Consider the following 23,297-nt stretch of genomic DNA (forward strand, 5'->3'; position numbering starts at 1 on the left):
ATTTGATGAAAAAGGAAGAACTTGTAATAAAAAATGCCCTTCGAATGACGAAAGAGGCTGATGAGCATCTTTCTGTCTATGCAACTAAAAATAGTGATTGTATTAAAATAAAACAAATTATTAAGGATAAAGAAGAATTTGATATTCGCTGGCCTTTTGAAGAAGATATAGATCGAATTCTATATTGTAAATCATATCAGCGTTATGTCGATAAAACACAAGCTTTATCCTTTTTTCGTAACGCTCATATTTCTAAACGTTCAATTCATGTCCAATGGGTCAGTCGGATTGCAAGACAGATTGGCAGAGGTTTAAGCTTGAATCTGGATCTAATTGAAGCTGCTGCTTTAGGCCATGATTTAGGACACGCACCTTATGGTCATGTTGGTGAAAAGGCATTGAATGAAATTCTTCAAGATAAGGGTTACGGTTATTTTGCTCATAATGCTAATAGTGTTCGAAACATTTTATTTATTGAAAGAAAGGGAACAGGATATAATGTTTCATTACAGGTATTAGATGCTATTTTATGTCATAATGGTGAGATGTTATCGAAAAAATATATTCCTGATACTAATAAAACAATTGGACAGTTTTGGCAAGAGTATGATGATTGTTGGCATAAATGTGATACGAGTAAGAAGATCCGCCCAATGACATTAGAAGGCTGTGTAGTTAGGGTTTCTGATGTTATTTCATATATTGGCAAAGATATTGAAGATGCGATCAGAGTGGGAATTATAAAACAAAGTGATCTTCCTAAAAAGGCTACTGATGTTTTAGGCTTTGATAATAAATCGATGATCAATCGCTTGATTGGTGATTTAGTAATTCATAGTTATGAGTTGCCATATTTACGTTTTTCTAATGAAGTATTTGAAGCATTAAAAAGTTTGTTAAATTTTTTAACGATAAGAGTTCATCAACATCCTGTTTTAGTTAAAGAAAATACTAAACTTATTAGAATGATCAAACAATTATATGATGTTTATTATGAAGAGCTGACTGATCCACTAAATAAAGATTGTAAAATAAAAGCGTTTGTCGCTAAAATGTCATCGCAGTATCAACGTAATGATCCTGCTTTGATCGTTGCTGATTATTTATCAATGATGACAGACTCTTATGTTTTAAATGAGTATGAAACAATTTTTTTACCAATTCAGCATAATAAAATAATTTAGTATAAATTATCTTATTGGTATTATCTTTTTTAAATTCGTAGTATAATAATTCTATAAGGAGGAGTTACTATGAAACTAATTATTGCAATTGTTAATTCTGATGATAGTTCAGCTGTTCAAGGAGCCCTTACTGAAAAGGGATATTTTGTTACTAAATTATCTACAACCGGGGGATTTTTAAAAAAAGGAAATACAACATTTTTTGTTGGAACTAATGATGATAAAGTTGAAGACTGTATTTCGATAATTAAGGCTAATGCTAAAAAACGGGTTGAAAAAGAACCGACTATTCCTCCAACTGAAATGGGAGAGTTTTTTACGCCAATCATGGTAGATGTTCTAGTAGGTGGAGCCACTGTATTCGTACTTAATATTGATCAGTTCGAAAAATTCTAAAAAAAGAAGTAGCTATGCTACTTCTTTTAGCATATAATGTTTTAAGGTGATAATAATGGAGTATAGGTTAATAAAAGAAAATGAGATAGAAGCAGTAATTAAATTAGTTCAACAGGCTGCTAAAGAATTTATCTTTGCTAATTTAGAAAGTAATGGATCAAAAGACTTTGACCAGCTAAATACAAAAGAATTTTATTTAGATAAGTCTAATCTTACATATATTTGTTTAAACGATAATAAAATTATTGGTATGGTTAGTTTAAGTAAAGGAAATTATTTAAGTTTATTATTTGTTGATAAGCAATATCAGAGAAAGGGAATTGGAAAAAGATTAGTAGAAATAATTGATAATCTAGTTTTAGGTGATATTGAAGTTAATGCGGCTATTAATACTAGATTATTTTATGAACATCTTGGTTTTAAAATAAACGGTAATTTAGAAAAAAAAGAGGGAATATCATATTATCCAATGATTAAAATGAGAAGCGTAAAAAAACGCTTTAATAATTATGATGAAGTTGTGGAATTTATCAGTAGTCAAAAAAATCGTGTTTATAGCCTTGATAATTTTAAACGCTATATGGAAGATCTAGGTAATCCGCAGTTGATTTTAGACTGTGTTCATATTGGTGGAACAAATGGAAAGGGATCAACAACTAATTATATTAAAGAAGTATTAAAGCAATCAGGATATAAGATTGCCACTTTTACATCACCAGCTTTATATTCAAGATTAGATATTATTAGAATTAATGATCAATTTATCGATGAACAAACTATGGTGGATTATGCTAATCGCTATGTTGATTTGTGGTTGAAGTATGAAATTTCAATGTTTGAAATTGAAGTATTTATTGCAATAATGTATTTTATTGAACAAAAAGTTGATTTAGCACTATTTGAAGTAGGGTTAGGCGGTTTATTAGATGCTACAAATATCATTATGCCAAAACTAGCGATCAATACTAATATCGGTTTAGATCATGTAGATTATTTAGGGCATGATTATCAAAGTATTGCTTTGAATAAAGCGGGAATTGTAAAAGATGGAATCGATTATTTAACAGGTGAGACGAAAACAGAATGTTTAGAAGTGTTTAATGAGATATGTCGCAGGCATCATAGTAAATTGTTAACTTTACAGCCAATTACAAATATTTTAGACAGTAATAATGTTAGTTATCGTTATCGTGGTTATGATATTATCCTGGATACCCCTGCTTTGTATCAAATATATAATAGTGCTTTAGCTTTAGAAGCGTTGTTATATTTAAAAAATCATCAAATCGTTGATTTTAGTGATGATGACTTATTACAAGGAATGTATAATGCTCGCTGGGCAGGACGTTTTGAAATCGTTAATATTGAACCATTGATAATCATCGATGGAGCCCATAATAAAGAAGGAATCGATGCTTTTTATGAGTGTGCTAAAAAGTATGATCAAATAAAAATAATTTTTAGTGCTCTCCGTGATAAAGATTATAAGCATATGATTGAAAAACTGCTCCAATTAACTGATGATATTACGATTTGTGAATTTGAACACGTAAGAGCTAGCGATGCTAAAACGCTTGCTGATGGTTTTGATGTTAAAATTGAACCTGATTATAAAATAGCTCTTGATCAAGCGTTTGATCATGAGGGAACGGTTTTTGTTACAGGATCATTATATTTTATTTCTAAAGTTAGAGAGTATATCATGGAAAGATCAGGATAAAATGCTGATCTTTTTTTGTTTGCTTAAAATTATTGTGTTATAATCTTATAAACTAAAAAAGGAGATAAGTGAATGACATTATTTTTATTATTTATTGCTGCTGTTATCATTATCTGCATCCTTGCTACAAGACTTTCCTATAAGTTTGGAGTTCCGACTTTGTTGATATTTATCTTATTAGGAATGATTTTTGGAAGTGATGGGATATTTAAGATCAGTTTTGATGATTTTGTTATTAGTGAGAATATTTGTACCTTTGCTCTTATATATATAATGTTTTATGGTGGATTTTGTTTAAATTTTAATACTGCCAAACCCGTATTAGTTAAAGCAACGATCATGTCGACTTTAGGTGTTATTTTAACTTGTGGTTTTGTAGGATTATTTTGTTATGGAATTTTAAAAACCAGTCTGCTTGAGGGAATGTTGATAGGTGCGGTCGTAGCTTCCACCGATGCAGCTTCAGTGTTTAGTATTTTAAGAATGAAACGCTTAAATTTAAAGGAAGGAATTGCACCGTTATTGGAAATGGAAAGTGGTAGTAATGATCCAACAGCTTATATGTTGACGGTTATTATTTTGACACTTTTATCTGGTAAAACGACTAATATATTTATGCTTATATTAAGCCAGGTGCTATTGGGAGGCTTATGTGGGGTTGTGATTGGTTTTCTGGCGAGAAATTTTTTGGATCGAATTCGATTAAATGAGGTTGGTTTAAAATCTATTTTTGTAGCGGCTCTAGCGCTACTGGCTTATGCTTTGCCTAGTGTAATGAATGGTAATGGTTTTTTAAGTGTTTATTTATTTGGAATAATATTAGGAAATAGTAAACTAAAAAAGAAAACATCTTTAATTCATTTTTTTGATAGTATTTCACATATGATGCAGATCTTACTTTTCTTTTTATTAGGACTATTATGCTTTCCTTTACAGCTCATTGATATTATTTCACCAGCTATTTTAATTGCTTTATTTTTAACTTTTGTTGCCCGACCGCTAACCGTATTTATTTGTTTAACTCCTTTTAAAGTTCCGTTGAAACAGCAGTTATTCATTTCCTGGTGTGGTTTACGAGGTGCTGCTTCGATTGTATTTGCAATTATGACAGTTGTATCGCCAGCTTATACAAATAATGATATATTTCATATTGTATTTTTAGTTGCTTTACTTTCAATTACTTTTCAGGGGACTTTGCTGCCTTTGATGGCAAAATGGTTTGATGTAGAAGATAATCGAAATGATACGATGAAGACATTTAATGATTATACTAATGATAGTTCTTTTGAACTGGTTAAAATATATTTGGATAAAAATCATCCTTGGATCAATCAGACATTAGGTACGATCATAACACCTACTGACATGTTGGTAGTAACGATCATTCGCGATAATCAAATGATTTTACCTAAAGGATCAACAAGAATCATGTATCAGGATATCTTGATCATGTGTGCTCCTAGTTATGAAGGTAATGATATTTATCTTGATGAAATATGTATTGAACAGTCACATCATTGGATTGGAGCAACTTTGGCGAAGATAAATCCTGCTAATAAATTTTTAGTTGTATTTATCAAGCGTAATAATGAGATTCTTATTCCTAATGGTAAAACGAAAATTAAACAAGATGATATCTTAGTGATTTGTAAAAAGGAGTATTTAGGTTTTGTTGATAATAACTAAATTACTTGATGTAAACAGTTATTTATAGTATTATTCTAATTGTATACATTTTTGTATATAATTTAGAAAAAGGGGGAGTCTACTTTTTAGTAGCAATCGCATGTACGGTCATTGATCGGAATTAACGCCTGTGGACTAGAAATGAGGATGAAGCAGGAAAGATTGTAAATAAGTAGCAATCAGATTATGATTCAAATTATTTGCGGATTTATTTTAGTTTTGATCGGGGTATTAGTATTTTGGAAATACCCAATCAAAAGTGACACGAAGTCACTTACGTTAGCTGCTTTGTTTATTGTACTGGCAGCAGTATTAAAAAGGTTATCAATTATGATACCGTTATTTGGTTTTGAGAGTTTGAAAATCTCTATTGAAGTTATTCCGATGCTGTTAGCAGGAATAATGCTGGCACCTGGTTATTGTTATATTATCGGGATTGCTGTAGATTTAGTTGGGTTGATCGTGACACCAACAGGTTTTCCGTTTTTAGGATTTACATTAAGCGCAGTACTACAAACTTTGATTCCATCGATAGTGGTGGTAACGGTAAAAGAAAATTATACTCATTTTTTAGAGAAGATCATTCAAGTTATTTTAGTGCTTTTAGCAATCAGTGCCTGTGGTTATGTTTTTAGTTTAGATCAAGTAACTATTTCGAATAACGTGGTAAATATTACATTTAATTATAAAATTGCAATTAGTGTTATTTGTATTGTAATGATAAGTGTTTTATTTATTGTAATGTATTATTATAAAAGAAAGTTAAATGAGTCAGATTATCACTTATTTAATTTATGGCTTATTTCCGTAGTGCTTGTTGAAATGGTAATTACGTTTTGTTTAACGCCATATTGGTTGCAAGTGATGTATGGAATACCGTTTACATTATCTTTATTTATTCGAGTAATTAAAGAGTGTATTATGATTCCTGTTGATATCATTTTAGGATATAGTGTTTTAAAAGTTTTGAAACGATTATAGAGTCTTTTAATTAAGGCTCTTTTTTGTTTATTTTTAGAAAAATTGGAAAAAATATTGTGAGGTGAAATTAATGAATACATCTAAGTATAATCAGATTGCAGAAAAGCTAAAACCGCAAAAGCAGGTAAAAAAGCATTGTTTAAGTGCCTTTATTTATGGTGGAATAATAGGTTTGATTGGTCAAGGATTATTAGATTTTTATATGACGATTTTTGATATTAAAGAAAAAGAAGCGACACCGATGATGATCATTACGATTGTCTTAGCGGCAGCTATTTTAACCGGACTGGGAATCTATGATCGTATCGGTAAAAAAGCTGGTGCGGGTACCTTTATTCCAATCACAGGTTTTTCTAATAGTATGACATCTAGTGCACTGGAAGCTAAAAGTGAAGGATTAGTAACAGGTATCGGTGCTAATATGTTTAAACTGGGTGGTACAGTAATAACATTTGGAATCGTAGCTTCGTTTATTTTAGGAGGAATTCGTTATGTCATCAGTCTTATCTGGTAGCTCGATGATTTTAAAAAATGTTTATATTAGAGCAATTGGTACTACTTGTGGAATTGATGAATTTAATGGTCCGTTAGGTGATTATTTTGATCAGCATTATCCTGATTTTCGCTTTGGTAATGATTCTTATGAGCAGGCAGAAATAGCAATGTTACAAGATGCCCTTGGCATTGCTTTAAAAAAAGGTAAATTAAAAAAAGAAGATATTAATGTATATTTAGGTGGTGACTTAAATAACCAGGTTACTGCTAGTAATTATACCGCTAAGGATTTTCAAAGACCTTTTATGGCGATGTATGGTGCGTGTGCTACAATGGGTCTAGTGATAAATACCGCTGCTATGTTGATTGAAAATCATAGTTTACATAATGCTAATTGTTTTGTATGTAGTCATAATGCTACAGCGGAAAGACAGTTTCGCTATCCCGTAGAATATGGTGTGCAGCGTAAAGAAACAATGACGACTACTGCTACAGGAGCTGTAAGTGTGATTCTTGATAATAATCCTAGTGCTATTAGAATCGAAGCTTTAACGATTGGTCGCGTTGTTGATATGGATCAAAGTGATCCTAATGATATGGGAAGGGCAATGGCACCAGCGGCTTTTGATACGCTATGTAATCATTTAACTGATCTTAACCGCCAGGCTAATTATTATGATTTGATCGTCACAGGTGATTTATCAGATTATGGTAAAGCAATCATGAAGGAATTAATGAAAGAAAGTCATATTAGCTATAAAGAATATGATGATTGTGGCAGTTTATTATATAGTAAGGATCAAGATGTTAATCAAGGAGGCAGTGGTCCTTCATGTAGTGCTTTAGTTACTTTTGGATATTTATACCAAAAAATGTTAAAGCATAAGTATAAAAGAATTCTTGTTATTACTACAGGTGCTTTATTATCACCAGTAATGACTAATCAAAAGCAAAGTATCCCTTGTATTGGTCACGCCTTTAGTTTGGAGGTAGTAGAATAATGAATTATATTTTAGCATTTATTTTTTGTGGTTTTGTCTGTGTCGTAGCGCAGCTTATTTATGAGTACACTAAGTTGACCCCTGGTCACATCACTAGTATGTTCGTGGTTATTGGAGCTTTTTTAGATTTATTTCATATTTATGATAAACTAGTTGAAATTTTTCATGCAGGAGCCTTGCTTCCTATTACTAGTTTTGGTCATTCATTAATGCATGGAGCATTAGCAGCAACGAAAGAATATGGCTTTTTTGGTCTGGCACTGGGGGTTTTTGATTTAACTGCTGCTGGAATCAGTAGTGCGATATTATTTGCTTTTCTTGTTGCTGTATGTACTAAACCAAAATCATAATGAAGAATCCTTCTTTTGATCTCAATACCCGAACACTTGATTTTGAAAATGAAGAAGTAACGATCAATTATGTCTCAAGCCTTTGTTCTGATGATTTAATTGCATATTTAGTCGAAGGAATAACAAATCATCGAGGAAAAACATTAAAAGACTGTATAAATAATGGTGATGTAAAAGAAGAAACAGATCTTGAAAAAGCGCAGTATGCGATGTTGACAGGGTGTGCAGTAGTAAATTATCGTGATAAACAGTATGTATTAGATACAAGGAATTTTCCCAGCCGCTCTGTCGAAGAACCAGAAACGGAAAAGAGTGTTAGAGGTTCTAAAGATGGTTTTAATGAATCAATGCTTACATGTGCCGGATTGATTCGCCGGAGGATCAGAACGATTGATCTAGTTATGAATAAGCAAACGATTGGAAAAAATAATCCTTTAGATATTTGTTTATGTTATTTAAATAGTGAAGTTGATCAAACTATGCTACAGACGATTTTAGAGCGAATCAAAGAAATTAAAAATGAAGATCTAGTAATGTCAGATCGAGCAGTTGAAGAAATGATCTTAGATCAAGGGTACAATCCTTTTCCCTTAGTTCGTTATAGTGAACGGCCAGATGTTGTATCGACACATATTTTACATGGTCACATTGCTATAATTTGTGATACTTCGTCATCAGTAATGATGATTCCAACGACGATATTTGAAATTTTAGAACATGTCGAAGAACACCGTCAAACCCCAATCATTGGTACTTTTATTCGTCTGATTCGTTTTAGTGCGGTATTAATTTCGCTTTATTTAGTTCCTTTATGGTTATTATTAACAAATGATGGGAATCTTGATCTAGTTTTTTTGGGACAAGTATTATTAGTAGAACTTGCAATCGAACTGCTTAGAATTGCAACGATTCATACTCCGACGTCATTATCTAATGCTATGGGGATGATTGCTGCTGTATTGTTAGGTCAGTTTGCGATTGATCTTGGTATTTTTAGTGAAGAAATTTTACTTTTTTGTGCTATTGGTGATGTTGGTGGTTTTGCGACACCAAATTATGAATTATCACTTACTAATAAGTATCTAAAGATTTTTTTGATAATCTTTGCAGGATTTTTAGGCTGGATTGGCTTTATTATTTTTCATATTATTTTAATTGGATATTTGGTTAGATTAAAACCACTTGGTACTTCTTATTTGTATCCACTTTATCCTTTTGATGGCAAAGAGATGCTTAATTTTATTATTCGTAAACCAAAAAGTAAAAGAGGATCATAAAGCCTTGATTATTTATATAATTGAGGTTTTTTTATGAAAAATATGATAAACGAATGAAATGGGTTAAATATAACAGATAGTAAGAGAGTTTTATTTTTCGGCTCTTTCTTACTTTAGGGTAAATATTAAAAAAGATTTCTTTAATGATTTGCTAAATACTATCATTATTAAAATCTTTTATTTTTAATTACTCATTATCGAGTAAGAACTTATTTTTCTACTATCTATTCTATATAATTTGTTTGAGTTTTCTTCATTTAAAAATGCAAACATAATAAATAAATATTTTTCAAATTCATAACAAAATGTCTCACTTATTGAAAAATGGCTTATCAGTGTTAAAATACTTTTTAAGCAACAGCTAAACCATATCTATTTGATATCAGCTAAAAGCAGCTGGAAAACCGTACTAAAACAAAATACAATAATTTTATATCTATATATTCATGATGATATGATTTCATTAGCTTCGTTCCAATCAACTAAATTTTGAACTTCACTTTTATAAAGTCTTCTTTTTTCTTATTAATGATTCATAGTCCTTTCAATTTGTAATTTTTTATTTATTGTGCTTTTTATAATTTTTAGCTATAATTATCTCTCCTGTTAAGTCTAATATCATTCCAATAAACGCAATTATTCCACCTATTACAAACCCAATAATTTGTGGGATAAATTCTTTAATAATAAAAAATGATAATAGAACAACTATTAAACTTATCATCGATATTATTCTTCCAGATAACATTAATTTATAACTTATAGTTTTTTCTTGTTTATATTTTTTCTTAAATTCTTTTTTATTCATATTTTTATATTGCTTTCTATAACTTGTAATTTTTCTTTATGATATAAACATATAATTATGATTTCCAAACTCAATAAATTTTATTAAATTATCATAAGTAATTGAAATAGTTTTAGTATTTGTATTAGGATGAAATAATAATATTTTATCTTTTAAATCTGTATCTATTACTAATACCACTTTATTATCAATATCATTTAATATTCCAAATGGTGTAACACTTCCCTTTTCTAATTGTAAAACACTTTGTAATTCTGTTGTTTCTGCAAATGATAAATGAGATGTATTAACCAATTTTTCTATTTGTTTTATATTTGCTTTTTTATTTTCTTCCAATATTGTTAAAATATATTTTCCTCTTTTATCTGTCAAAAACAAATTTTTACAACCTGTTCCTTTTATTCTGTTTTTTATTGCCTGTGCTTGTTCTATTGTAAAAACTGGCTCGTGTTCTATTTCTTCAAATTTAATATCTAATTTTTTAAAAATATTATATAAATTCATTTTTTTAACTCCACTACAACTTCCCATTTTTTCGTTTCTTCTTATTAAAATTATAACAGTTCCATTTATTCACCACAATAAAAATATATATCTCGCCTATTTTTCAAATTTTAAAAATTAGCTAGAAAATTGTTTCATAAAGTTATTATTCTAGTGATGGTATATAATGAATTAATTTTAAATGTTCAAAATAAAGCTTAAATCATTAAAAACTGTTTTACATTTTTGTGGGAAAAGTCATAGATACAAAGTTAGTAAGTATATTTAAAGGTGTTACTGGTTTGGATGCTAATGAAAAGAAAGCTGATTTGTTATTGATGAATGAACGAAAAGGAAGAATGGTAGCTAAATAGATAGATTAACGATTATTTGAATAGTAGGAAGATTATTACAATCCTTTAATAAAGGATTATTGAATGTAGATGAGATAAGAGAAAGTATAAATAAATTAAAAGGATATGGAATAAGAATAAGTAATTTATGGTATGAGCATATTTAATAAAAATAATATGTTAATCATGGTCGTGGGGATATTTGATGGTTGATAATCAGCTAGTGTTCTGTGTGGATTATTTTACAAGATTTCATAGCAATAACTAAAGGACTTATAAAGAAAGGAACTGATATTAATACAGTGGATAAAAAAATATTAGATATTAATCAAAAAATCAATCAAAAGAAAAGGAAAATACTTGGTTATCTTCCTGCTGAACAGCTATTTGTCAAAGAATTAGCTAAAATTGGTATAACTAAAAATACGGTTTTCTATAAAAATTAGAACTTTTTTATCTTATTTCCACTTTCTGCTTGCAATTCAGGTTTCTGTTTATTTTGCAGTTGGCTATGATTTTCAAACAGCTTGGTGTATATGGTACTAGGAATGTATGTATAATTTTACAAGAAAATGAATCTAGTGATTTACAAATAGATAATTTATTTGTTTTGGATGCTAGTGGAAATTTAGAATTTTCAATGCCAAATAATTGGGTTATAGCCAGTTTTAATCATTTAGTTGAAGATTGTAAGTGATAGGTTTTTGATTTTTTGCTTTTATTGTAATGGAAACAGAATTTTGTTTTTGTACAATCTTTATATTGTTTTTCGTCAGTGGTTTTCCATCATTATCTACATTGATATGTATTGGATAATGCTCTATTATAGTTCCTTTTATAATAATTTCATTTTCTTCAAATAAAAATGATTCACCAATTTCATAGATGGAAATGTCTTTATTATTTATAATTTCTTCACAAATCAAATGTTCAGTTTCATCGTAAATATGAAAAATAGAGAAAAAACTGTTATTATAAATACGGGTTAATATCATAATGAAAATAAAAATAAGTAAAATTAAAGTTTCTATAATAAAAATACAAAATTTTATTTTATTCTTCATTGAATTTACTCCTTGTTTTTTATTTGTTGATTTCTATTGAAATAGTTGGATGTCCAACTATTTTGATATAAGGTATATTATCAATCCATTCGATAGAATAATATGTTGATTCACCATGCATATTATAACTATTAATATCTTCATTATAAGCAAGACAGGAAGTATAATAACTATATATTTGAGAATTATTATTAAAAATATAATCAACACGAATTTGTGTACTAAATAAAGATGTTGTATCTATTTTATATATACGTATTTTTGATTGTGAATTTGGATTCTTTTCTTCGATCAGTAGATTTTCAGATGGTGTATGATGTATAAATAAATCCAAAAAATGATGACTAGAGAAGAAATCGTTTGTCATAAGAATAATGCCTAAAAGAATGATGGATGTTTCAAGGATAATTATTATTGAAAGAAAATTCTTTTTCATTTTTTCACTTCTCCCTAATTTGACTTTTGATCATTTTATCAGTTTGACTCTTGTTTGAATACAAGTCTATATAAAAATGTAATGTTGTCAAGAAAAAAATTTCATATATTAATAACAAATTTATATTGAACTAATGGCATTACTTTTGAATAAAGTAATTTTTAAAATAAGCCTGCGAACTTATTATTATGTTTTTAAGATAAATATGAAATGTTTGAAACTTGCAAAACTGATTAACAAATAAAATTAAACCTGCTAGAATAAAAAATGTAATTATTAAGAAAAATGCTGTTTATGGGAAATAATCATATTGATTATGTGTATTCAAAGATAATTTTATTTTAATAATATAGAAAGTCAAAGAAAATAATAAAAAAGAATAGGATAAACGCATTTTATGCGTTTATCATGGGGTGAAAAAAGAATTCTTCTAATACTGCAATTTATGTGTTATAATAACTAATGCGTAATTAGGAGGTTTCATCATGGAATATCAGGTAGTAATTGAAGACTTTCAAGGACCTTTAGATTTATTATTACATCTAATCAAAGAAAAAGAAATGGATTTGGAATCGTTAGAATTATCTGTAATTGCTGATCAGTATTTGCAATATATTCATGCAATGGACCCATCTTTATTGGAAGTGATGTCAGAATATTTAGTCATGGCTGCTGATTTGATTGAAATGAAAAGTAAAATGCTTATTCCTAAAGAAAAAGTAACGATCAACGATGACTATCAAGAGGATCCTCGAGAAGCTTTAATAAAACGTTTGATTGAATATAAACGTTATAAAGATGTTCTTGATGATATTCGTGAAAAATATGAACAGCGACAAAATATCATCATTAAACCAGCAGAATCAATGGATGAATATATCATAGATACTAGTTCTATGATACCTGAAGGTTTGGAAGTATACGATTTAATGAAGGCAATGCAAAAAATGTTTCAACGAAAGGCCTTGATGAAGCCATTAGATACTCATATTGCTAAAAAAGATATTTCAATTGATGAAAGAACCGAACAAATTAGAGATTATTTTAAAACGAGGGTAAATAAAAAAGTTAAATTTGAAGAATTATTTGATCGATATGACCGCTTTTATTTTATTGTTACTTTTATTGCGGTATTAGTTTTAGCTAAGGATAAAGAAGTAGAAATAATTCAAGATGGATTATTTGCAGATATATATGTAGAGGGGAAGGTTTAATGGAAGAAACTAATTACTTAGACATTATAGAAGGAATGCTGTATTTGGCAGGGGATGATGGTGTAGATACTAAACAAATTGCCAGTGTGTTAGAGATAAGTCGTAAAGATGCGGTGTTATTGATGGATAAATTTGTTGAAAGTTATGAAAAAAAAGCGATAAAGGGTGTGATTTTGGTTAACTTTGGGGGACGTTATAAATTAGCTACTAATAGCGAGTATTTTGCTTATTATCAAAAAATGGTTGAACAAAGCAGTGCTAATTTATCTAATGCAGCTTTAGAAACCTTAGCAATTATTGCTTATAATCAGCCAATTACCCGAGTAGGAATCGAAGATATTCGTGGGGTAGGATGTGATGCGATGATCCGTAAATTAGTTGCTAAGGCATTGATTAAAGAAGTTGGTCGTGAAGACAGTCCAGGGATGCCGATTTTATATGGTGTGACTGATGAATTTATGGATACATTTGGACTGGCATCATTAGATGAACTACCGGCATTAGCAGATATTGTTGAAGTTGATGAACAAGAAGACATCTTTGCAACAAGATATCGCGAAGACAACGAGGCAAACAATGAAAGCCATTAAACATTTTAAGACAATTACTAAACATAAATATTATGTGATGAAGTTATGCTTTCGTTTTGGTTTATATAAACAGGGGTTAAAACATGATTTATCAAAATATTCATGGAGTGAATTTTCTACTGGTGCTAAATATTATTTAGGTTATAAATCACCTAATAGTAATGAAAGAGAAATGATTGGTTATAGTAGTGCCTGGTTACACCATAAAGGGCGTAATAAGCATCATTGGGAATATTGGATCGATTTTACAAGCCAAGGTATTATTGCAATTGAAATGCCAATTAAGTATGTAGTAGAAATGTTTTGTGATCGCGTAGCCGCGACGATGGTTTATCGCGGTAAAGATTTTGATTTTACAGCCCCTTTAGATTATTATAATAAAACAAGATTCTATTATGTAATCAATGAAAATACTGATCGGATAATTAAGGATATGCTGGAACATTTAGCAAATTCAAATCTTGATGAAACAATAAAATATATTAAAGAAACATATTTAAATGGTACTTATAAATAATAGTTTGTAAAACCAGGTAGAGGAAAATATAATGAATAATACTGAAAGAAATACTGGTGATCAGCATACGATTACAGATTGGCCGATAGAAATACAAAATATCAATGATATTCCTAGTGATTTTCAAAAGCAGGTTTTAACAGCTTTTGGGGATAATGTTTTTGATTATATTTTAGTATATGCACCTGCATGTTCGATGATAAAAGAGTCGTTAGCATATTTATTTGCTTATGGGAATAATAGAATCTTTTATTTTTATAAAGAAAAAGATAGTATTAAACAGACTATTGTAGAACAAAATGATATTTTTGAAGTGATAACGATAAAAGAACTTTTAAATACTAAAATAATTATAAAATATAAATACGGTGAACTGGTATTTCCATATGTTTCTTCGTCATATTATTTATATGAACCATTTTTAAATTGGAGTCTAGGTTTAAAAAAAGACTTTTTGCCATCTTCGATTGAACGCAATAATCCGCGACCAAGATCACTTTATCAGGATAGTTTAACGATGTTTAATTATTCATTGGCAGCGTATCGATTAGGAAATAAAATTAAGAAATATGATTATAATTTTCAAAAATGCAAAAAGAAATGGATGCCCTGGAAAAGCAGTATGGAAGAATGGTTAGATGTTGAAATGGAAAGGGGTACTTTTCATATATATAGTTTTGAGTATCTTACTAAATGTACTTATAAGTTATTTAGTAACTAAAAAGAGCATCGTTTAATGTCTTAATTAAAGACATTAAATTTTGCTCTTTTATTAATAAATAATTTATTTAAATCGTGCTTTCTTTGAATAATGTGTATGCAATAGATGATGAGCTTTTTCGCTGTTTGGTTCTCCTAAGAAATCAGCATATAACTTTTGAATTTGTGAGTTCTTATGAGATTTACGAACTGGTAATGCTAGATCTTCATCATATAGAGCTTTCGCACGAGCTTGTTTCCAGTCAAAACCACTGTTACGAGTTAATGCATTGATGTAAGATTGACCACCACCGTTGACACAGCCACCTGGACAACCCATGATTTCGATGAAATGGTATTTTGAAGTACCATTTTTAATTTCTTCTAATAATGGTTTAGCTAAAGTCATACTATGAGCAACAGCTACATTTACTGTTAGATCACCAATTTTTATGCAGGCTTCTTTAACACCTTCTTCACCACGAACAGCATGATATTCGATCGTAGATAAATCTTCTTTGGTTAAAACATCAGCTACTGTTCGTAATGCGGCTTCCATAACTCCACCGCTGGCACCAAAGATAACCCCTGCACCAGTGTATTCTCCAAACATATCTTGATCAAAATCTTCATCTTTTAAGTCACGGAAATTAATACCAAACATCTTGATCAATTTACCTAATTCTCTAGTTGTTAATACAGCATCAACATCTTTTAAACCATCAGTAAGATTTTCTTCGCGTTCTTTTTCACCTTTTTTAGCGACACATGGCATGATTGAAACAACATAAATATCTTTAGGATCAATGTTGTTAGTTTTTGCATAATATGATTTGATCATCGCACCTAACATCATGTGTGGTGATTTACAACTAGATAAATGATCTAATAAATCAGGATATTCATGTTCAATATAATTGACCCATCCTGGACTACAAGATGTAATCATTGGTAAAACACCATTATTTTGAACACGACTAATAAATTCATTTCCTTCTTCCATGATAGTTAAATCAGCACCAAAATTAGTATCATATACTTTATCGAAGCCCATTAATTTTAATGCATGAACCATTTTACCAGTAACTCTAGTACCGATCGGCATTCCAAATTCTTCACCTAAACTAGCTCTAACTGCTGGAGCAGTTTGAACGATGACATGTTTAGTTGGATCATTTAAAGCAATGATGACATCATGGACTTCTTCTTTTTCATGTAAAGCTCCAACTGGACAAACATTGATACATTGACCACATTGCATACAGTTAACATCATTTAAACTTTTATCATATACTGGACCAACTTTAGTTTTAAATCCACGATTCATAAAGCCAAGAATTCCTAAACCTTGATGTTTTGCACAAGTTTCTACACAACGTCCACATAACACACATTTTGAAGTGTTACGAACGATTCCAGGAGATATTTCATCAAAAGTTGGAGTAGTTTTTTCACCTGCAAAGGCATCTTCACGAACTCCTAATTCTTGACATAATCTTTGTAATTCACAGTTTGTATTACGAATACAAGATAAACAGTCTTTAGAGTGGTTTGAAACGATTAATTCAACTACTCTTCTTCTGGCATCTAAAGCTCTTTGAGAATTAGTTCTTACAACTAATCCCTCTCTAACAGGATAAACACAAGCAGCACATAGTGTTCTAGCACCTTCAACTTCAACTTGGCAGACACGGCAGGCTCCTGTTCCTGTAACATCTTTTAAATAACATAAAGTAGGGATATGGATTCCGTTATTTTTGGCTGCTTCTAAGATCGTTTGCCCTTCATAAGCCTCTACTTCACGGTTATTGATCGTCATTTTTATTTTTGACATTCCTTACACCTACTTTCTTTCAATTACTTTAAAGTGACAAGCTTTGATACATTGGCCACATTTAATACATTTTTCTTTATCAATGACATATGGTACTTTACCAAGTTCACCATGAATGGCACCAACTGGGCATTGTTTTGCACAAAGACCGCATTTACGACATTTATCTTCATCAATAACATATTGTAACAATTCTTTACAAACTCCAGCTGGACATTTTTTATCAACAATATGAGCGATATATTCATCTCTAAATTGATTGATAGTTGAAAGAACTGGATTTGGTGCTGATTGACCAAGACCACATAGTGCTGTATCTTTAATTGTTGAAGCTAATAACTCAAGCTCATCAAGAGTTTCCATTGTTCCTTTACCATCACAAATTTGTTCAAGTAATTCTAACATTCTTTTTGTACCAACTCGACATGGCGTACATTTACCACATGATTCATCAACAATAAAATCCATATAGAAACGAGCAACATCGACCATACAGTTATCTTCATCTAAGACGATCATTCCTCCTGATCCCATCATTGAACCAAGTTTAACTAACTCATCAAAACCAATTGGGGTATCTAATTGTTCTTCAGTTAAACATCCGCCTGATGGTCCACCAGTTTGAACAGCTTTAAAACGTTTATTATTAGGACAGCCACCACCAATTTCATAAATTACTTCACGTAGAGTTGTTCCCATTGGAACTTCAACTAATCCAGTATTAACAATTTTTCCACCTAAGGCGAATACTTTAGTTCCTGGTGATGTTTCTGTACCGATCGATTTAAACCAGTCAGCACCATGTTGAATGATTTGAGCGATATTTGCATAAGTTTCAACGTTATTAATAATCGTTGGTTTACCCCAAACACCTTTATGAGCAGGGAATGGTGGTTTAGGATTTGGCATACCACGATCACCTTCGATTGATTTAATTAATGCTGTTTCTTCTCCACAAACAAAAGCACCTGCTCCTAAGCGGATTTCAAGTTCAAAATCAAAACCACTATCAAAAATATTTTTACCTAATAAACCTAATTCCTGAGCTTGACTGATTGCTGTTTTTAAACGATCAACAGCAATTGGGTATTCAGCACGAATATAGATATAACCATGATTAGCACCAATTGCATATCCTGCAATGATCATAGCTTCAATAACACTATGTGGGTTACCTTCAAGAATAGAACGATCCATGAATGCTCCAGGGTCACCTTCATCAGCATTACAAATAACATATTTTTCTTCGCCAGGTTCATTTAAAGCAAACTGCCATTTAACACCAGTAGGGAATCCTCCACCACCACGGCCACGCAGACCACTAGCTTTAATAACATCGACAACTTCTTGAGGAGTCATTTCTTGTAAAACTTTGGCTAAAGCAAAATATCCATCTTTTCCGATATATTCGTTAATATTTTCTGGATCGATCACGCCACAGTTATGAAGCGCAATTCTTTTTTGTTTATTGTAAAATTTTGTATCGTTAATATCATGAATTTCTCTAGTTTCTTCATCAGATTCATTTAACATTAAATGATGAACGGGACGCCCTTTATAGAAGTGCTCCATAACGATTTCTTTTACATCTTCCGGTTTTACTGTTTTATAAATAATATTATCTGGATAAATAGAAATATTAGGACCAACTCCACATAATCCTAAACATCCAGTTCTTAAAACTTCAACTTCATTTTCAAGTCCAAGCGCTTTAATTTCTTTTTCAAATTCTGTAATTAGTTCACCAGAATTACCGATTGTACAACCAGTCCCGGCACATACTAATACTTGGGTTCTTTTTGCTGGCATCTTACAACCTCCTATTTCTTATAATGTCCGACCGTATATTCGTCGATAATTTCATCATTTTTTAGATGTCGAACAGCAATCTCTTTCGCTTTTTTGGCATCAACTAAGACATAAGTTGTTTTGTTGTCATCACGGTCAAACACTTCTACGATTGGTTCTAGTGTACACATTCCGATACAGCCAGTCTGTAATACAGTAGCTGGCAGTTTTTGATTGGCAACTTCTTCTACTAATGTATTTAAAACTGGTCTAGCTCCAGCTGCTATTCCACAAGTTGCCATTCCGACAACAACTCGATATTTTTGTTTATCATCACTACGCATTGCCATATTGTTTTTGGCAGCGTCACGTATTTTCATTAAATCTTCTAAGGATTTCATTTGTGTAATCCCTCCTTTATATAATTTTTTAACCAGATAATAACTTCTGGTAGATTGATTGCGACACCATCAAGAATCTGTTTTATTTCTTTAGTGTCTAAAATGAATTCAAAATCATCACTTGTATATTTAAATAGATAGTCAATTTTATCATCAGCTTGAATTAAAGTAATGATAGTGTCAACAAGATTACCCATTGGTGGGGTATCGATATGATTTTTAACAAATTCGCCAGAAATTTCAGTTCCTTTATTAAGAACCGATTTAATTGAAAACTTACCACCAGTAGCTTCAACGTTTTCCTTGAACATTGGAATACCTAGTCCCACTTTACGTGTTGTTCTTGTTGTATAGAAAGGATCAATTACTTTATTTACAGTTTCCTGGTCCATTCCTGTACCATTATCAATAATTTGAATACTAATAATATTTAATTTACTACTATCATGAATAAAAATCTGAATCAAACTAGCTTTAGCTTTAATCGAGTTATAGGCAATATCAAGAATACTCATTGCAATTTCCTGCATCGTTATTTCCTCCATAATTGATAAAATTTATCTTTATCAATTTGATTGATTGGTTCATTAATTGATTCGAGATTATGTGCATCGCTATTAAAGAAAATATAATTATCTTTAAGATGCGGGCATAATGCCTTTAGTTCCTTTAATTCTTTAAGACTAGTAACTTCAATTCCATCATAATTTAAATCAACAGGAATATCATGATAAACCTCATAGATACCATATTTTTTAGCCATAACATGAGCTAACACAGCAGACCCATTAAATTCATGAATTTTATCAACGATCTGATAAACATCTAGGTCTAAAGAGCTAATCAATAAATTATTTTCAGTATCAATCACTTCATCACTGCTATTAAAAATATATTGGTTGCCATAATAATCAGGCTTGTTAGCAACTTTGATCAAGTGCTTATCGATCCAGTTTTGAACAATATTTAAATCAGTGTTTTTAAGAAAATAGGCAAGAATATGAATTTCTTCTTTGCTTTGCAGTTCAACACCATGAACATAATCTATTTTCCCTTTTAAAATATCATGATTGATTATATCTTCTAAATAAAACTGTTGTTTTAAAGAATTATGATCAGTAATAGCAATAAGATCTAATCCTTTGATATAGGCCATATTAAAAATATTATTAATTGTCATCGTATCATCACCACATGGTGATAATGCAGAATGAATATGCAAATCATAATACATTTTATAAGCCCAATGAAATTAAGTCTTTAGTAACTAAAAAGGCATCTTTTTCACTAATGAATAAAGGAATTTCTAGTTCAGTAGCTTTTATGATTGTATTTTCATCAGGATAACTATCTTGAACAAAAATAATTCCCGCGAAATCATTTAACTGCGCTACAGCAATAACATTTATATGTTTTTGTACTGTTAACCATAAAGAACCCTCTTTACCATTAGCCATAACAAAACTCAAAAGATCACCAATATAAACCCCTTCAACAATATTGGTTAATGGAACGTTATTAATTTGTTTTATATTTAATTTTAATATTTCTTTTATTTCCATTAAATCACCTTCTTTTAACTCGACATAAGGAATCATCTACTTCACCACTGGCAATTCTTGATGCTAGACCACGACAGTTTGCAAATCCACAACTGCCACAATCAAATTGCGGTAATGTCTCTAAGATAGCATTAACCTTATTAAACCATGCTAAGCGTTCTTTAAAATTCTTTTCATCACTATTAATTGTGTGGGTCTTTTGATAATCGGTCTTTTCTAGAATAGCAACATCTTTATGACATTGGCTAATCATGCTTTCGATATTAAAACATCCTTCAAATGGATTTGACCAAAGATAATAACCGCCAATGCATCCTTGATAACAATTAAATAAAGCAATCAAGTCAGCATGTTTTAGCTGGTCAAATTCAATTAAATCTAAAACCTTTTTAATTTGTGGTAGACCTTCAACACTAATTACAGATAAATCTCTATTACCAAAGAGATCACTGACAATGCTTTTTACCCCGTATTTATTTATTTCGATGTCTGATTGTTCTTTATCTTTAAGCTTATTGATTTGTGGAAACATCTGAGAGATGCTTAAAGCATAATCGATATTTGATGTTTCATTACCAAAAGGATTTTTAGCTAAAGTTAATTTTCCAACACATTCACATAATGAATAAATACCAATATTTTTATCCTTATATTTAGCTCTTAATTTTTTTGCAGCAATTTCAATTGGATAATCATATGGTAATAAATGATCAATAAGGGTAGGATAATCATTTTTAATTAATTTATTGATAGTCGGGCAAAAAGACGTGAGCATAACTTTATGTTTACCAACACTATCTTTTAAAGCTTGTTTATATAATGTTCCTTCAATATCACTATATTGAACAACTTCATCAAAACCAAATTTCTTTATTGCATGAGCAATATTTTTAATTTCCTGATAAGTTTTTAAATCTGATAAAATTGCTGTTGGAATCAAAGCAATATTATAATCATATTTTTTTAATGCTTTTTGTAAGTCAACTTGTTTAACTTTTAATACTTTCTGGTCACATGCCTGAATACAGATATCACAATTAATACATTTATCTTTATCGATAATTACTTGTTCATTAACAATTGAAATAGCGTCCATGGGACATGTTTTAACGCATTTAATGCAATTTTTACAGCTATTGCCTAAATAGCTGATTACCGGTTTCATTGAAAAGTCATTTTGATATGTGTTCCTTCACTTGAAGATGTTATTTCAAATGAAGATGCAACACTTTTCATATTGAAAAGTCCCATTCCAGCACCAAATCCCAATTCTCTAGCTTTAGGAGAAGCAGTAGAGTAACCTGGTGTTTGGGCTAGTTCAAGATTTTCGATTCCTGGACCAATATCATCAAAAGATAGATGAACGATACCTTCATCATCAATTTCAAAAGTAACCGTACCACCATTAGAATGAATAGCAATATTTATTTCCGCTTCATAACAGGCAATCGCTACAGCTTTTAAAACCTTACGATCTATTCCTAATGCTTTTAAAGTTCTTTTGATATCGCTGGAAGCTTTTCCGGCATCCTGGTAATTATCTTTTTCTACTTGATAAGTTTTAATCATCGTCGCATTCCCGCTTCGTATAATTTTCCGCAGGCTTCGAACATCATTTCATCAGTTTGGAAAAGATTGATATGCAAATTTTTTGCCATATCAACAATTGTCATATCTAAAGGTTTTCCTCTGACAAAAAGAATTGTTTCAATATCTAGAACTTCTGCGGTACGTAATGACTGCACATTTGCAAGACCAGTTATAAATAAAATGTCCTCCGTTTCATTTTTCAACAATGCTAGGGCATCTGACATTAAATCAGTAGAAAAGCCCTTATCATAGTTTCGTTTATAAATATCTTTATCGTCGATATAAATTTCTTTAGCCTTTAAAATATCAACGATCTCTTTAACTAACATGGGGCTTCTTCTTTCAAATAATCTAGAACTAACATTTTTAAATCTTCTAATTGTTTAGAACATCCAAAAACTGTTCCGTCAACACTGACTACTGGGGCAAGCCCACAAGCACCTACACAACGTGTTGCATCAATTGAAAATAAGCCATCTGGACTAGTTGAGTTTACTTCGCATCCCGTCATTTCACAAAGTAAATCTAGAATAGTTTGGGAACCATTGACATAGCAGGCTGTTCCTAAACAAACAGAGATAATATGTTTTCCTTTAGGTTCAGTTGTAAATTGTGAGTAAAAGGTTACAACTCCATAAACTTTTGATACTGGCACATTAATTGCCGCAGCAATTTTTTCCATTGCTTCAAATGGAATATAGCCAAGTTCATCTTGAACTTCATGCAGCATCAATTTCATTGGACCTTTTTTATCTTTATGTTTTTCAACAATTTCGTCAATTTTATCCAAATACTCTTGTTTCAACTTCTTCATTTTTACACCTCTTTCTTTTTATCGTATGTTATAATTATAACATGTTTTGAAACC

Annotated in this window: 30 protein-coding genes; 16 read left to right on the plus strand and 14 right to left on the minus strand. The window is 30.5% G+C overall.

The genetic code is table 11. From position 1 onward, the window contains the following. The first annotated feature begins 5 nt into the window (after positions 1-5). From OC535_RS01930 to OC535_RS01970, 9 genes are all read left to right on the plus strand, one after another. Entirely contained in the window at positions 6-1,184 is a 1,179-nt protein-coding gene (locus OC535_RS01930; protein WP_227052821.1) for a deoxyguanosinetriphosphate triphosphohydrolase family protein, read from the plus strand. A gap of 69 nt (positions 1,185-1,253) precedes the next feature. Beyond that, on the plus strand, positions 1,254-1,580 hold the full coding sequence (locus tag OC535_RS01935) for a cyclic-di-AMP receptor (protein WP_024720977.1): 327 nt from the start codon (positions 1,254-1,256) through the stop codon (positions 1,578-1,580). A gap of 55 nt (positions 1,581-1,635) precedes the next feature. Then, positions 1,636-3,300: a GNAT family N-acetyltransferase gene (locus OC535_RS01940; RefSeq protein WP_498823027.1), complete on the plus strand. Its 1,665-nt coding sequence runs from the start codon at positions 1,636-1,638 to the stop codon at positions 3,298-3,300. A gap of 72 nt (positions 3,301-3,372) precedes the next feature. After that, the gene (locus tag OC535_RS01945) at positions 3,373-4,986 is read left to right on the plus strand and encodes a potassium/proton antiporter (RefSeq protein WP_498823028.1); all 1,614 of its coding nucleotides are present in this window, start codon (positions 3,373-3,375) and stop codon (positions 4,984-4,986) included. A 186-nt stretch (positions 4,987-5,172) separates the two neighbouring features. Beyond that, positions 5,173-5,967: a folate family ECF transporter S component gene (locus tag OC535_RS01950; protein WP_024720975.1), complete on the plus strand. Its 795-nt coding sequence runs from the start codon at positions 5,173-5,175 to the stop codon at positions 5,965-5,967. A 70-nt stretch (positions 5,968-6,037) separates the two neighbouring features. Next, the gene (gene spoVAC / locus OC535_RS01955) at positions 6,038-6,481 is read left to right on the plus strand and encodes a stage V sporulation protein AC (protein WP_024720974.1); all 444 of its coding nucleotides are present in this window, start codon (positions 6,038-6,040) and stop codon (positions 6,479-6,481) included. Further along, positions 6,459-7,463: a stage V sporulation protein AD gene (locus OC535_RS01960; protein WP_024720973.1), complete on the plus strand. Its 1,005-nt coding sequence runs from the start codon at positions 6,459-6,461 to the stop codon at positions 7,461-7,463. The genes spoVAC and OC535_RS01960 overlap by 23 nt, the downstream gene beginning before the upstream one ends. Next, positions 7,463-7,813 carry a stage V sporulation protein AE gene (spoVAE, locus tag OC535_RS01965; RefSeq protein ID WP_024720972.1) on the plus strand — a complete coding sequence of 117 codons (351 nt, stop codon included), beginning with the start codon at positions 7,463-7,465 and terminating at the stop codon, positions 7,811-7,813. The genes OC535_RS01960 and spoVAE overlap by 1 nt, the downstream gene beginning before the upstream one ends. Next, positions 7,813-9,090 carry a spore germination protein gene (locus tag OC535_RS01970; RefSeq protein ID WP_227052818.1) on the plus strand — a complete coding sequence of 426 codons (1,278 nt, stop codon included), beginning with the start codon at positions 7,813-7,815 and terminating at the stop codon, positions 9,088-9,090. The genes spoVAE and OC535_RS01970 overlap by 1 nt, the downstream gene beginning before the upstream one ends. A gap of 559 nt (positions 9,091-9,649) precedes the next feature. On the opposite strand, the gene OC535_RS01975 is transcribed toward OC535_RS01970, so the two are convergent. Together OC535_RS01975 and OC535_RS01980 are read right to left on the minus strand one after the other, a co-directional pair. Further along, positions 9,650-9,898 carry a hypothetical protein gene (locus OC535_RS01975; RefSeq protein ID WP_227052817.1) on the minus strand — a complete coding sequence of 83 codons (249 nt, stop codon included), beginning with the start codon at positions 9,896-9,898 and terminating at the stop codon, positions 9,650-9,652. Between the two features lie 36 nt (positions 9,899-9,934). Then, positions 9,935-10,402, minus strand: coding sequence for a prolyl-tRNA synthetase associated domain-containing protein (locus OC535_RS01980; RefSeq protein ID WP_227052816.1), 468 nt, complete (start codon positions 10,400-10,402; stop codon positions 9,935-9,937). Between the two features lie 227 nt (positions 10,403-10,629). On the opposite strand from OC535_RS01980, the gene OC535_RS01985 reads away from it, so the two are divergent. The 3 genes from OC535_RS01985 to OC535_RS01995 all read left to right on the plus strand — a co-directional run bounded on the left by OC535_RS01985 (position 10,630) and on the right by OC535_RS01995 (position 11,431). Further along, the gene (locus OC535_RS01985; RefSeq protein WP_264467750.1) at positions 10,630-10,755 is read left to right on the plus strand and encodes a hypothetical protein; all 126 of its coding nucleotides are present in this window, start codon (positions 10,630-10,632) and stop codon (positions 10,753-10,755) included. 209 nt (positions 10,756-10,964) lie between these two features. After that, positions 10,965-11,180 carry a hypothetical protein gene (locus OC535_RS01990; protein WP_227052815.1) on the plus strand — a complete coding sequence of 72 codons (216 nt, stop codon included), beginning with the start codon at positions 10,965-10,967 and terminating at the stop codon, positions 11,178-11,180. A 65-nt stretch (positions 11,181-11,245) separates the two neighbouring features. Next, the gene (locus OC535_RS01995; protein WP_227052814.1) at positions 11,246-11,431 is read left to right on the plus strand and encodes a hypothetical protein; all 186 of its coding nucleotides are present in this window, start codon (positions 11,246-11,248) and stop codon (positions 11,429-11,431) included. On the opposite strand, the gene OC535_RS02000 is transcribed toward OC535_RS01995, so the two are convergent. Both OC535_RS02000 and OC535_RS02005 read right to left on the minus strand, forming a co-directional pair. Beyond that, on the minus strand, positions 11,403-11,798 hold the full coding sequence (locus OC535_RS02000) for a hypothetical protein (protein WP_498823029.1): 396 nt from the start codon (positions 11,796-11,798) through the stop codon (positions 11,403-11,405). The two genes, OC535_RS01995 and OC535_RS02000, sit on opposite strands and share 29 nt — an antisense overlap. 19 nt (positions 11,799-11,817) lie before the next feature. Next, positions 11,818-12,234 (minus strand): hypothetical protein, encoded by a 417-nt coding sequence (locus OC535_RS02005; protein ID WP_227052812.1) that lies wholly within the window; start codon positions 12,232-12,234, stop codon positions 11,818-11,820. Between the two features lie 485 nt (positions 12,235-12,719). On the opposite strand from OC535_RS02005, the gene OC535_RS02010 reads away from it, so the two are divergent. From OC535_RS02010 to OC535_RS02025, 4 genes are read left to right on the plus strand one after another with little or no spacing between them, the layout of a single operon-like run. Then, positions 12,720-13,448, plus strand: a complete 729-nt coding sequence (locus OC535_RS02010; RefSeq protein WP_227052811.1) for a segregation/condensation protein A — start codon at positions 12,720-12,722, stop codon at positions 13,446-13,448. Next, a complete protein-coding gene (gene scpB, locus OC535_RS02015) occupies positions 13,448-14,038 on the plus strand; it encodes an SMC-Scp complex subunit ScpB (RefSeq protein ID WP_227052810.1) in 591 nt (196 codons plus the stop codon). The genes OC535_RS02010 and scpB overlap by 1 nt, the downstream gene beginning before the upstream one ends. Continuing rightward, positions 14,025-14,555 (plus strand): DUF5662 family protein, encoded by a 531-nt coding sequence (locus OC535_RS02020; RefSeq protein ID WP_024720968.1) that lies wholly within the window; start codon positions 14,025-14,027, stop codon positions 14,553-14,555. Before scpB ends, OC535_RS02020 begins: the two co-directional genes overlap by 14 nt. Before the next feature lie 31 nt (positions 14,556-14,586). Then, positions 14,587-15,276: a hypothetical protein gene (locus OC535_RS02025; protein WP_498823030.1), complete on the plus strand. Its 690-nt coding sequence runs from the start codon at positions 14,587-14,589 to the stop codon at positions 15,274-15,276. A gap of 63 nt (positions 15,277-15,339) precedes the next feature. Here the strand turns inward: OC535_RS02025 and OC535_RS02030 are convergent, their stop codons facing one another. The 10 genes from OC535_RS02030 to OC535_RS02075 are packed head-to-tail and all read right to left on the minus strand — an operon-like array spanning position 15,340 to position 23,243. Beyond that, complete coding sequence (locus tag OC535_RS02030; RefSeq protein ID WP_024720966.1) at positions 15,340-17,088, minus strand: NADH-dependent [FeFe] hydrogenase, group A6; 1,749 nt, start codon at positions 17,086-17,088, stop codon at positions 15,340-15,342. A 9-nt stretch (positions 17,089-17,097) separates the two neighbouring features. Beyond that, positions 17,098-18,897 (minus strand): NADH-quinone oxidoreductase subunit NuoF, encoded by a 1,800-nt coding sequence (locus OC535_RS02035; protein WP_227052809.1) that lies wholly within the window; start codon positions 18,895-18,897, stop codon positions 17,098-17,100. Between the two features lie 11 nt (positions 18,898-18,908). Further along, positions 18,909-19,277: a (2Fe-2S) ferredoxin domain-containing protein gene (locus tag OC535_RS02040; RefSeq protein WP_024720964.1), complete on the minus strand. Its 369-nt coding sequence runs from the start codon at positions 19,275-19,277 to the stop codon at positions 18,909-18,911. Continuing rightward, positions 19,274-19,807, minus strand: a complete 534-nt coding sequence (locus tag OC535_RS02045; protein WP_498823031.1) for an ATP-binding protein — start codon at positions 19,805-19,807, stop codon at positions 19,274-19,276. The genes OC535_RS02040 and OC535_RS02045 overlap by 4 nt, the downstream gene beginning before the upstream one ends. Positions 19,808-19,809: 2 nt before the next feature. Then, positions 19,810-20,511 (minus strand): PHP domain-containing protein, encoded by a 702-nt coding sequence (locus OC535_RS02050; protein WP_498823032.1) that lies wholly within the window; start codon positions 20,509-20,511, stop codon positions 19,810-19,812. Position 20,512: 1 nt separating this feature from the next. Further along, positions 20,513-20,875: an AraC family transcriptional regulator gene (locus OC535_RS02055; protein WP_498823033.1), complete on the minus strand. Its 363-nt coding sequence runs from the start codon at positions 20,873-20,875 to the stop codon at positions 20,513-20,515. Continuing rightward, positions 20,844-22,004 (minus strand): [Fe-Fe] hydrogenase large subunit C-terminal domain-containing protein, encoded by a 1,161-nt coding sequence (locus OC535_RS02060; RefSeq protein ID WP_024720961.1) that lies wholly within the window; start codon positions 22,002-22,004, stop codon positions 20,844-20,846. The genes OC535_RS02055 and OC535_RS02060 overlap by 32 nt, the downstream gene beginning before the upstream one ends. After that, on the minus strand, positions 22,001-22,408 hold the full coding sequence (locus OC535_RS02065) for an ATP-binding protein (RefSeq protein WP_024720960.1): 408 nt from the start codon (positions 22,406-22,408) through the stop codon (positions 22,001-22,003). Before OC535_RS02065 ends, OC535_RS02060 begins: the two co-directional genes overlap by 4 nt. After that, positions 22,405-22,758, minus strand: a complete 354-nt coding sequence (locus OC535_RS02070; protein WP_498823034.1) for a hypothetical protein — start codon at positions 22,756-22,758, stop codon at positions 22,405-22,407. The genes OC535_RS02065 and OC535_RS02070 overlap by 4 nt, the downstream gene beginning before the upstream one ends. Then, complete coding sequence (locus OC535_RS02075) at positions 22,752-23,243, minus strand: NADH-quinone oxidoreductase subunit NuoE family protein (RefSeq protein WP_024720958.1); 492 nt, start codon at positions 23,241-23,243, stop codon at positions 22,752-22,754. Before OC535_RS02075 ends, OC535_RS02070 begins: the two co-directional genes overlap by 7 nt. Between the last annotated feature and the right edge of the window lie 54 nt (positions 23,244-23,297).

Origin of the sequence: Clostridium sp. Marseille-Q5894 (genome assembly GCF_946902305.1) — a bacterium.
Classification (GTDB): Bacteria; Bacillota_I; Bacilli_A; order Erysipelotrichales; family Coprobacillaceae; genus Thomasclavelia.

Bases quoted from the DNA above. Each gene is read 5' to 3' on its own strand.
- OC535_RS01935 (WP_024720977.1), top strand. From the start codon at position 1,254: ATGAAACTAATTATTGCAATTGTTAATTCTGATGATAGTTCAGCTGTT.
- OC535_RS02030 (WP_024720966.1), bottom strand. From the start codon at position 17,088: ATGTCAAAAATAAAAATGACGATCAATAACCGTGAAGTAGAGGCTTAT.
- OC535_RS01960 (WP_024720973.1), top strand. From the start codon at position 6,459: ATGTCATCAGTCTTATCTGGTAGCTCGATGATTTTAAAAAATGTTTAT.
- OC535_RS02035 (WP_227052809.1), bottom strand. From the start codon at position 18,897: ATGCCAGCAAAAAGAACCCAAGTATTAGTATGTGCCGGGACTGGTTGT.
- spoVAC (WP_024720974.1), top strand. From the start codon at position 6,038: ATGAATACATCTAAGTATAATCAGATTGCAGAAAAGCTAAAACCGCAA.
- OC535_RS02045 (WP_498823031.1), bottom strand. From the start codon at position 19,807: ATGCAGGAAATTGCAATGAGTATTCTTGATATTGCCTATAACTCGATT.
- scpB (WP_227052810.1), top strand. From the start codon at position 13,448: ATGGAAGAAACTAATTACTTAGACATTATAGAAGGAATGCTGTATTTG.
- OC535_RS01995 (WP_227052814.1), top strand. From the start codon at position 11,246: ATGATTTTCAAACAGCTTGGTGTATATGGTACTAGGAATGTATGTATA.
- spoVAE (WP_024720972.1), top strand. From the start codon at position 7,463: ATGAATTATATTTTAGCATTTATTTTTTGTGGTTTTGTCTGTGTCGTA.
- OC535_RS02050 (WP_498823032.1), bottom strand. From the start codon at position 20,511: ATGTATTATGATTTGCATATTCATTCTGCATTATCACCATGTGGTGAT.
- OC535_RS02040 (WP_024720964.1), bottom strand. From the start codon at position 19,277: ATGAAATCCTTAGAAGATTTAATGAAAATACGTGACGCTGCCAAAAAC.
- OC535_RS01930 (WP_227052821.1), top strand. From the start codon at position 6: ATGAAAAAGGAAGAACTTGTAATAAAAAATGCCCTTCGAATGACGAAA.
- OC535_RS01950 (WP_024720975.1), top strand. From the start codon at position 5,173: ATGATTCAAATTATTTGCGGATTTATTTTAGTTTTGATCGGGGTATTA.
- OC535_RS02070 (WP_498823034.1), bottom strand. From the start codon at position 22,758: ATGTTAGTTAAAGAGATCGTTGATATTTTAAAGGCTAAAGAAATTTAT.
- OC535_RS02060 (WP_024720961.1), bottom strand. From the start codon at position 22,004: ATGAAACCGGTAATCAGCTATTTAGGCAATAGCTGTAAAAATTGCATT.
- OC535_RS02020 (WP_024720968.1), top strand. From the start codon at position 14,025: ATGAAAGCCATTAAACATTTTAAGACAATTACTAAACATAAATATTAT.
- OC535_RS02075 (WP_024720958.1), bottom strand. From the start codon at position 23,243: ATGAAGAAGTTGAAACAAGAGTATTTGGATAAAATTGACGAAATTGTT.
- OC535_RS02000 (WP_498823029.1), bottom strand. From the start codon at position 11,798: ATGAAGAATAAAATAAAATTTTGTATTTTTATTATAGAAACTTTAATT.
- OC535_RS01970 (WP_227052818.1), top strand. From the start codon at position 7,813: ATGAAGAATCCTTCTTTTGATCTCAATACCCGAACACTTGATTTTGAA.
- OC535_RS02010 (WP_227052811.1), top strand. From the start codon at position 12,720: ATGGAATATCAGGTAGTAATTGAAGACTTTCAAGGACCTTTAGATTTA.
- OC535_RS01980 (WP_227052816.1), bottom strand. From the start codon at position 10,402: ATGAATTTATATAATATTTTTAAAAAATTAGATATTAAATTTGAAGAA.
- OC535_RS02055 (WP_498823033.1), bottom strand. From the start codon at position 20,875: ATGATTCCTTATGTCGAGTTAAAAGAAGGTGATTTAATGGAAATAAAA.
- OC535_RS01940 (WP_498823027.1), top strand. From the start codon at position 1,636: ATGGAGTATAGGTTAATAAAAGAAAATGAGATAGAAGCAGTAATTAAA.
- OC535_RS01945 (WP_498823028.1), top strand. From the start codon at position 3,373: ATGACATTATTTTTATTATTTATTGCTGCTGTTATCATTATCTGCATC.
- OC535_RS02025 (WP_498823030.1), top strand. From the start codon at position 14,587: ATGAATAATACTGAAAGAAATACTGGTGATCAGCATACGATTACAGAT.
- OC535_RS02005 (WP_227052812.1), bottom strand. From the start codon at position 12,234: ATGAAAAAGAATTTTCTTTCAATAATAATTATCCTTGAAACATCCATC.
- OC535_RS01975 (WP_227052817.1), bottom strand. From the start codon at position 9,898: ATGAATAAAAAAGAATTTAAGAAAAAATATAAACAAGAAAAAACTATA.
- OC535_RS02065 (WP_024720960.1), bottom strand. From the start codon at position 22,408: ATGATTAAAACTTATCAAGTAGAAAAAGATAATTACCAGGATGCCGGA.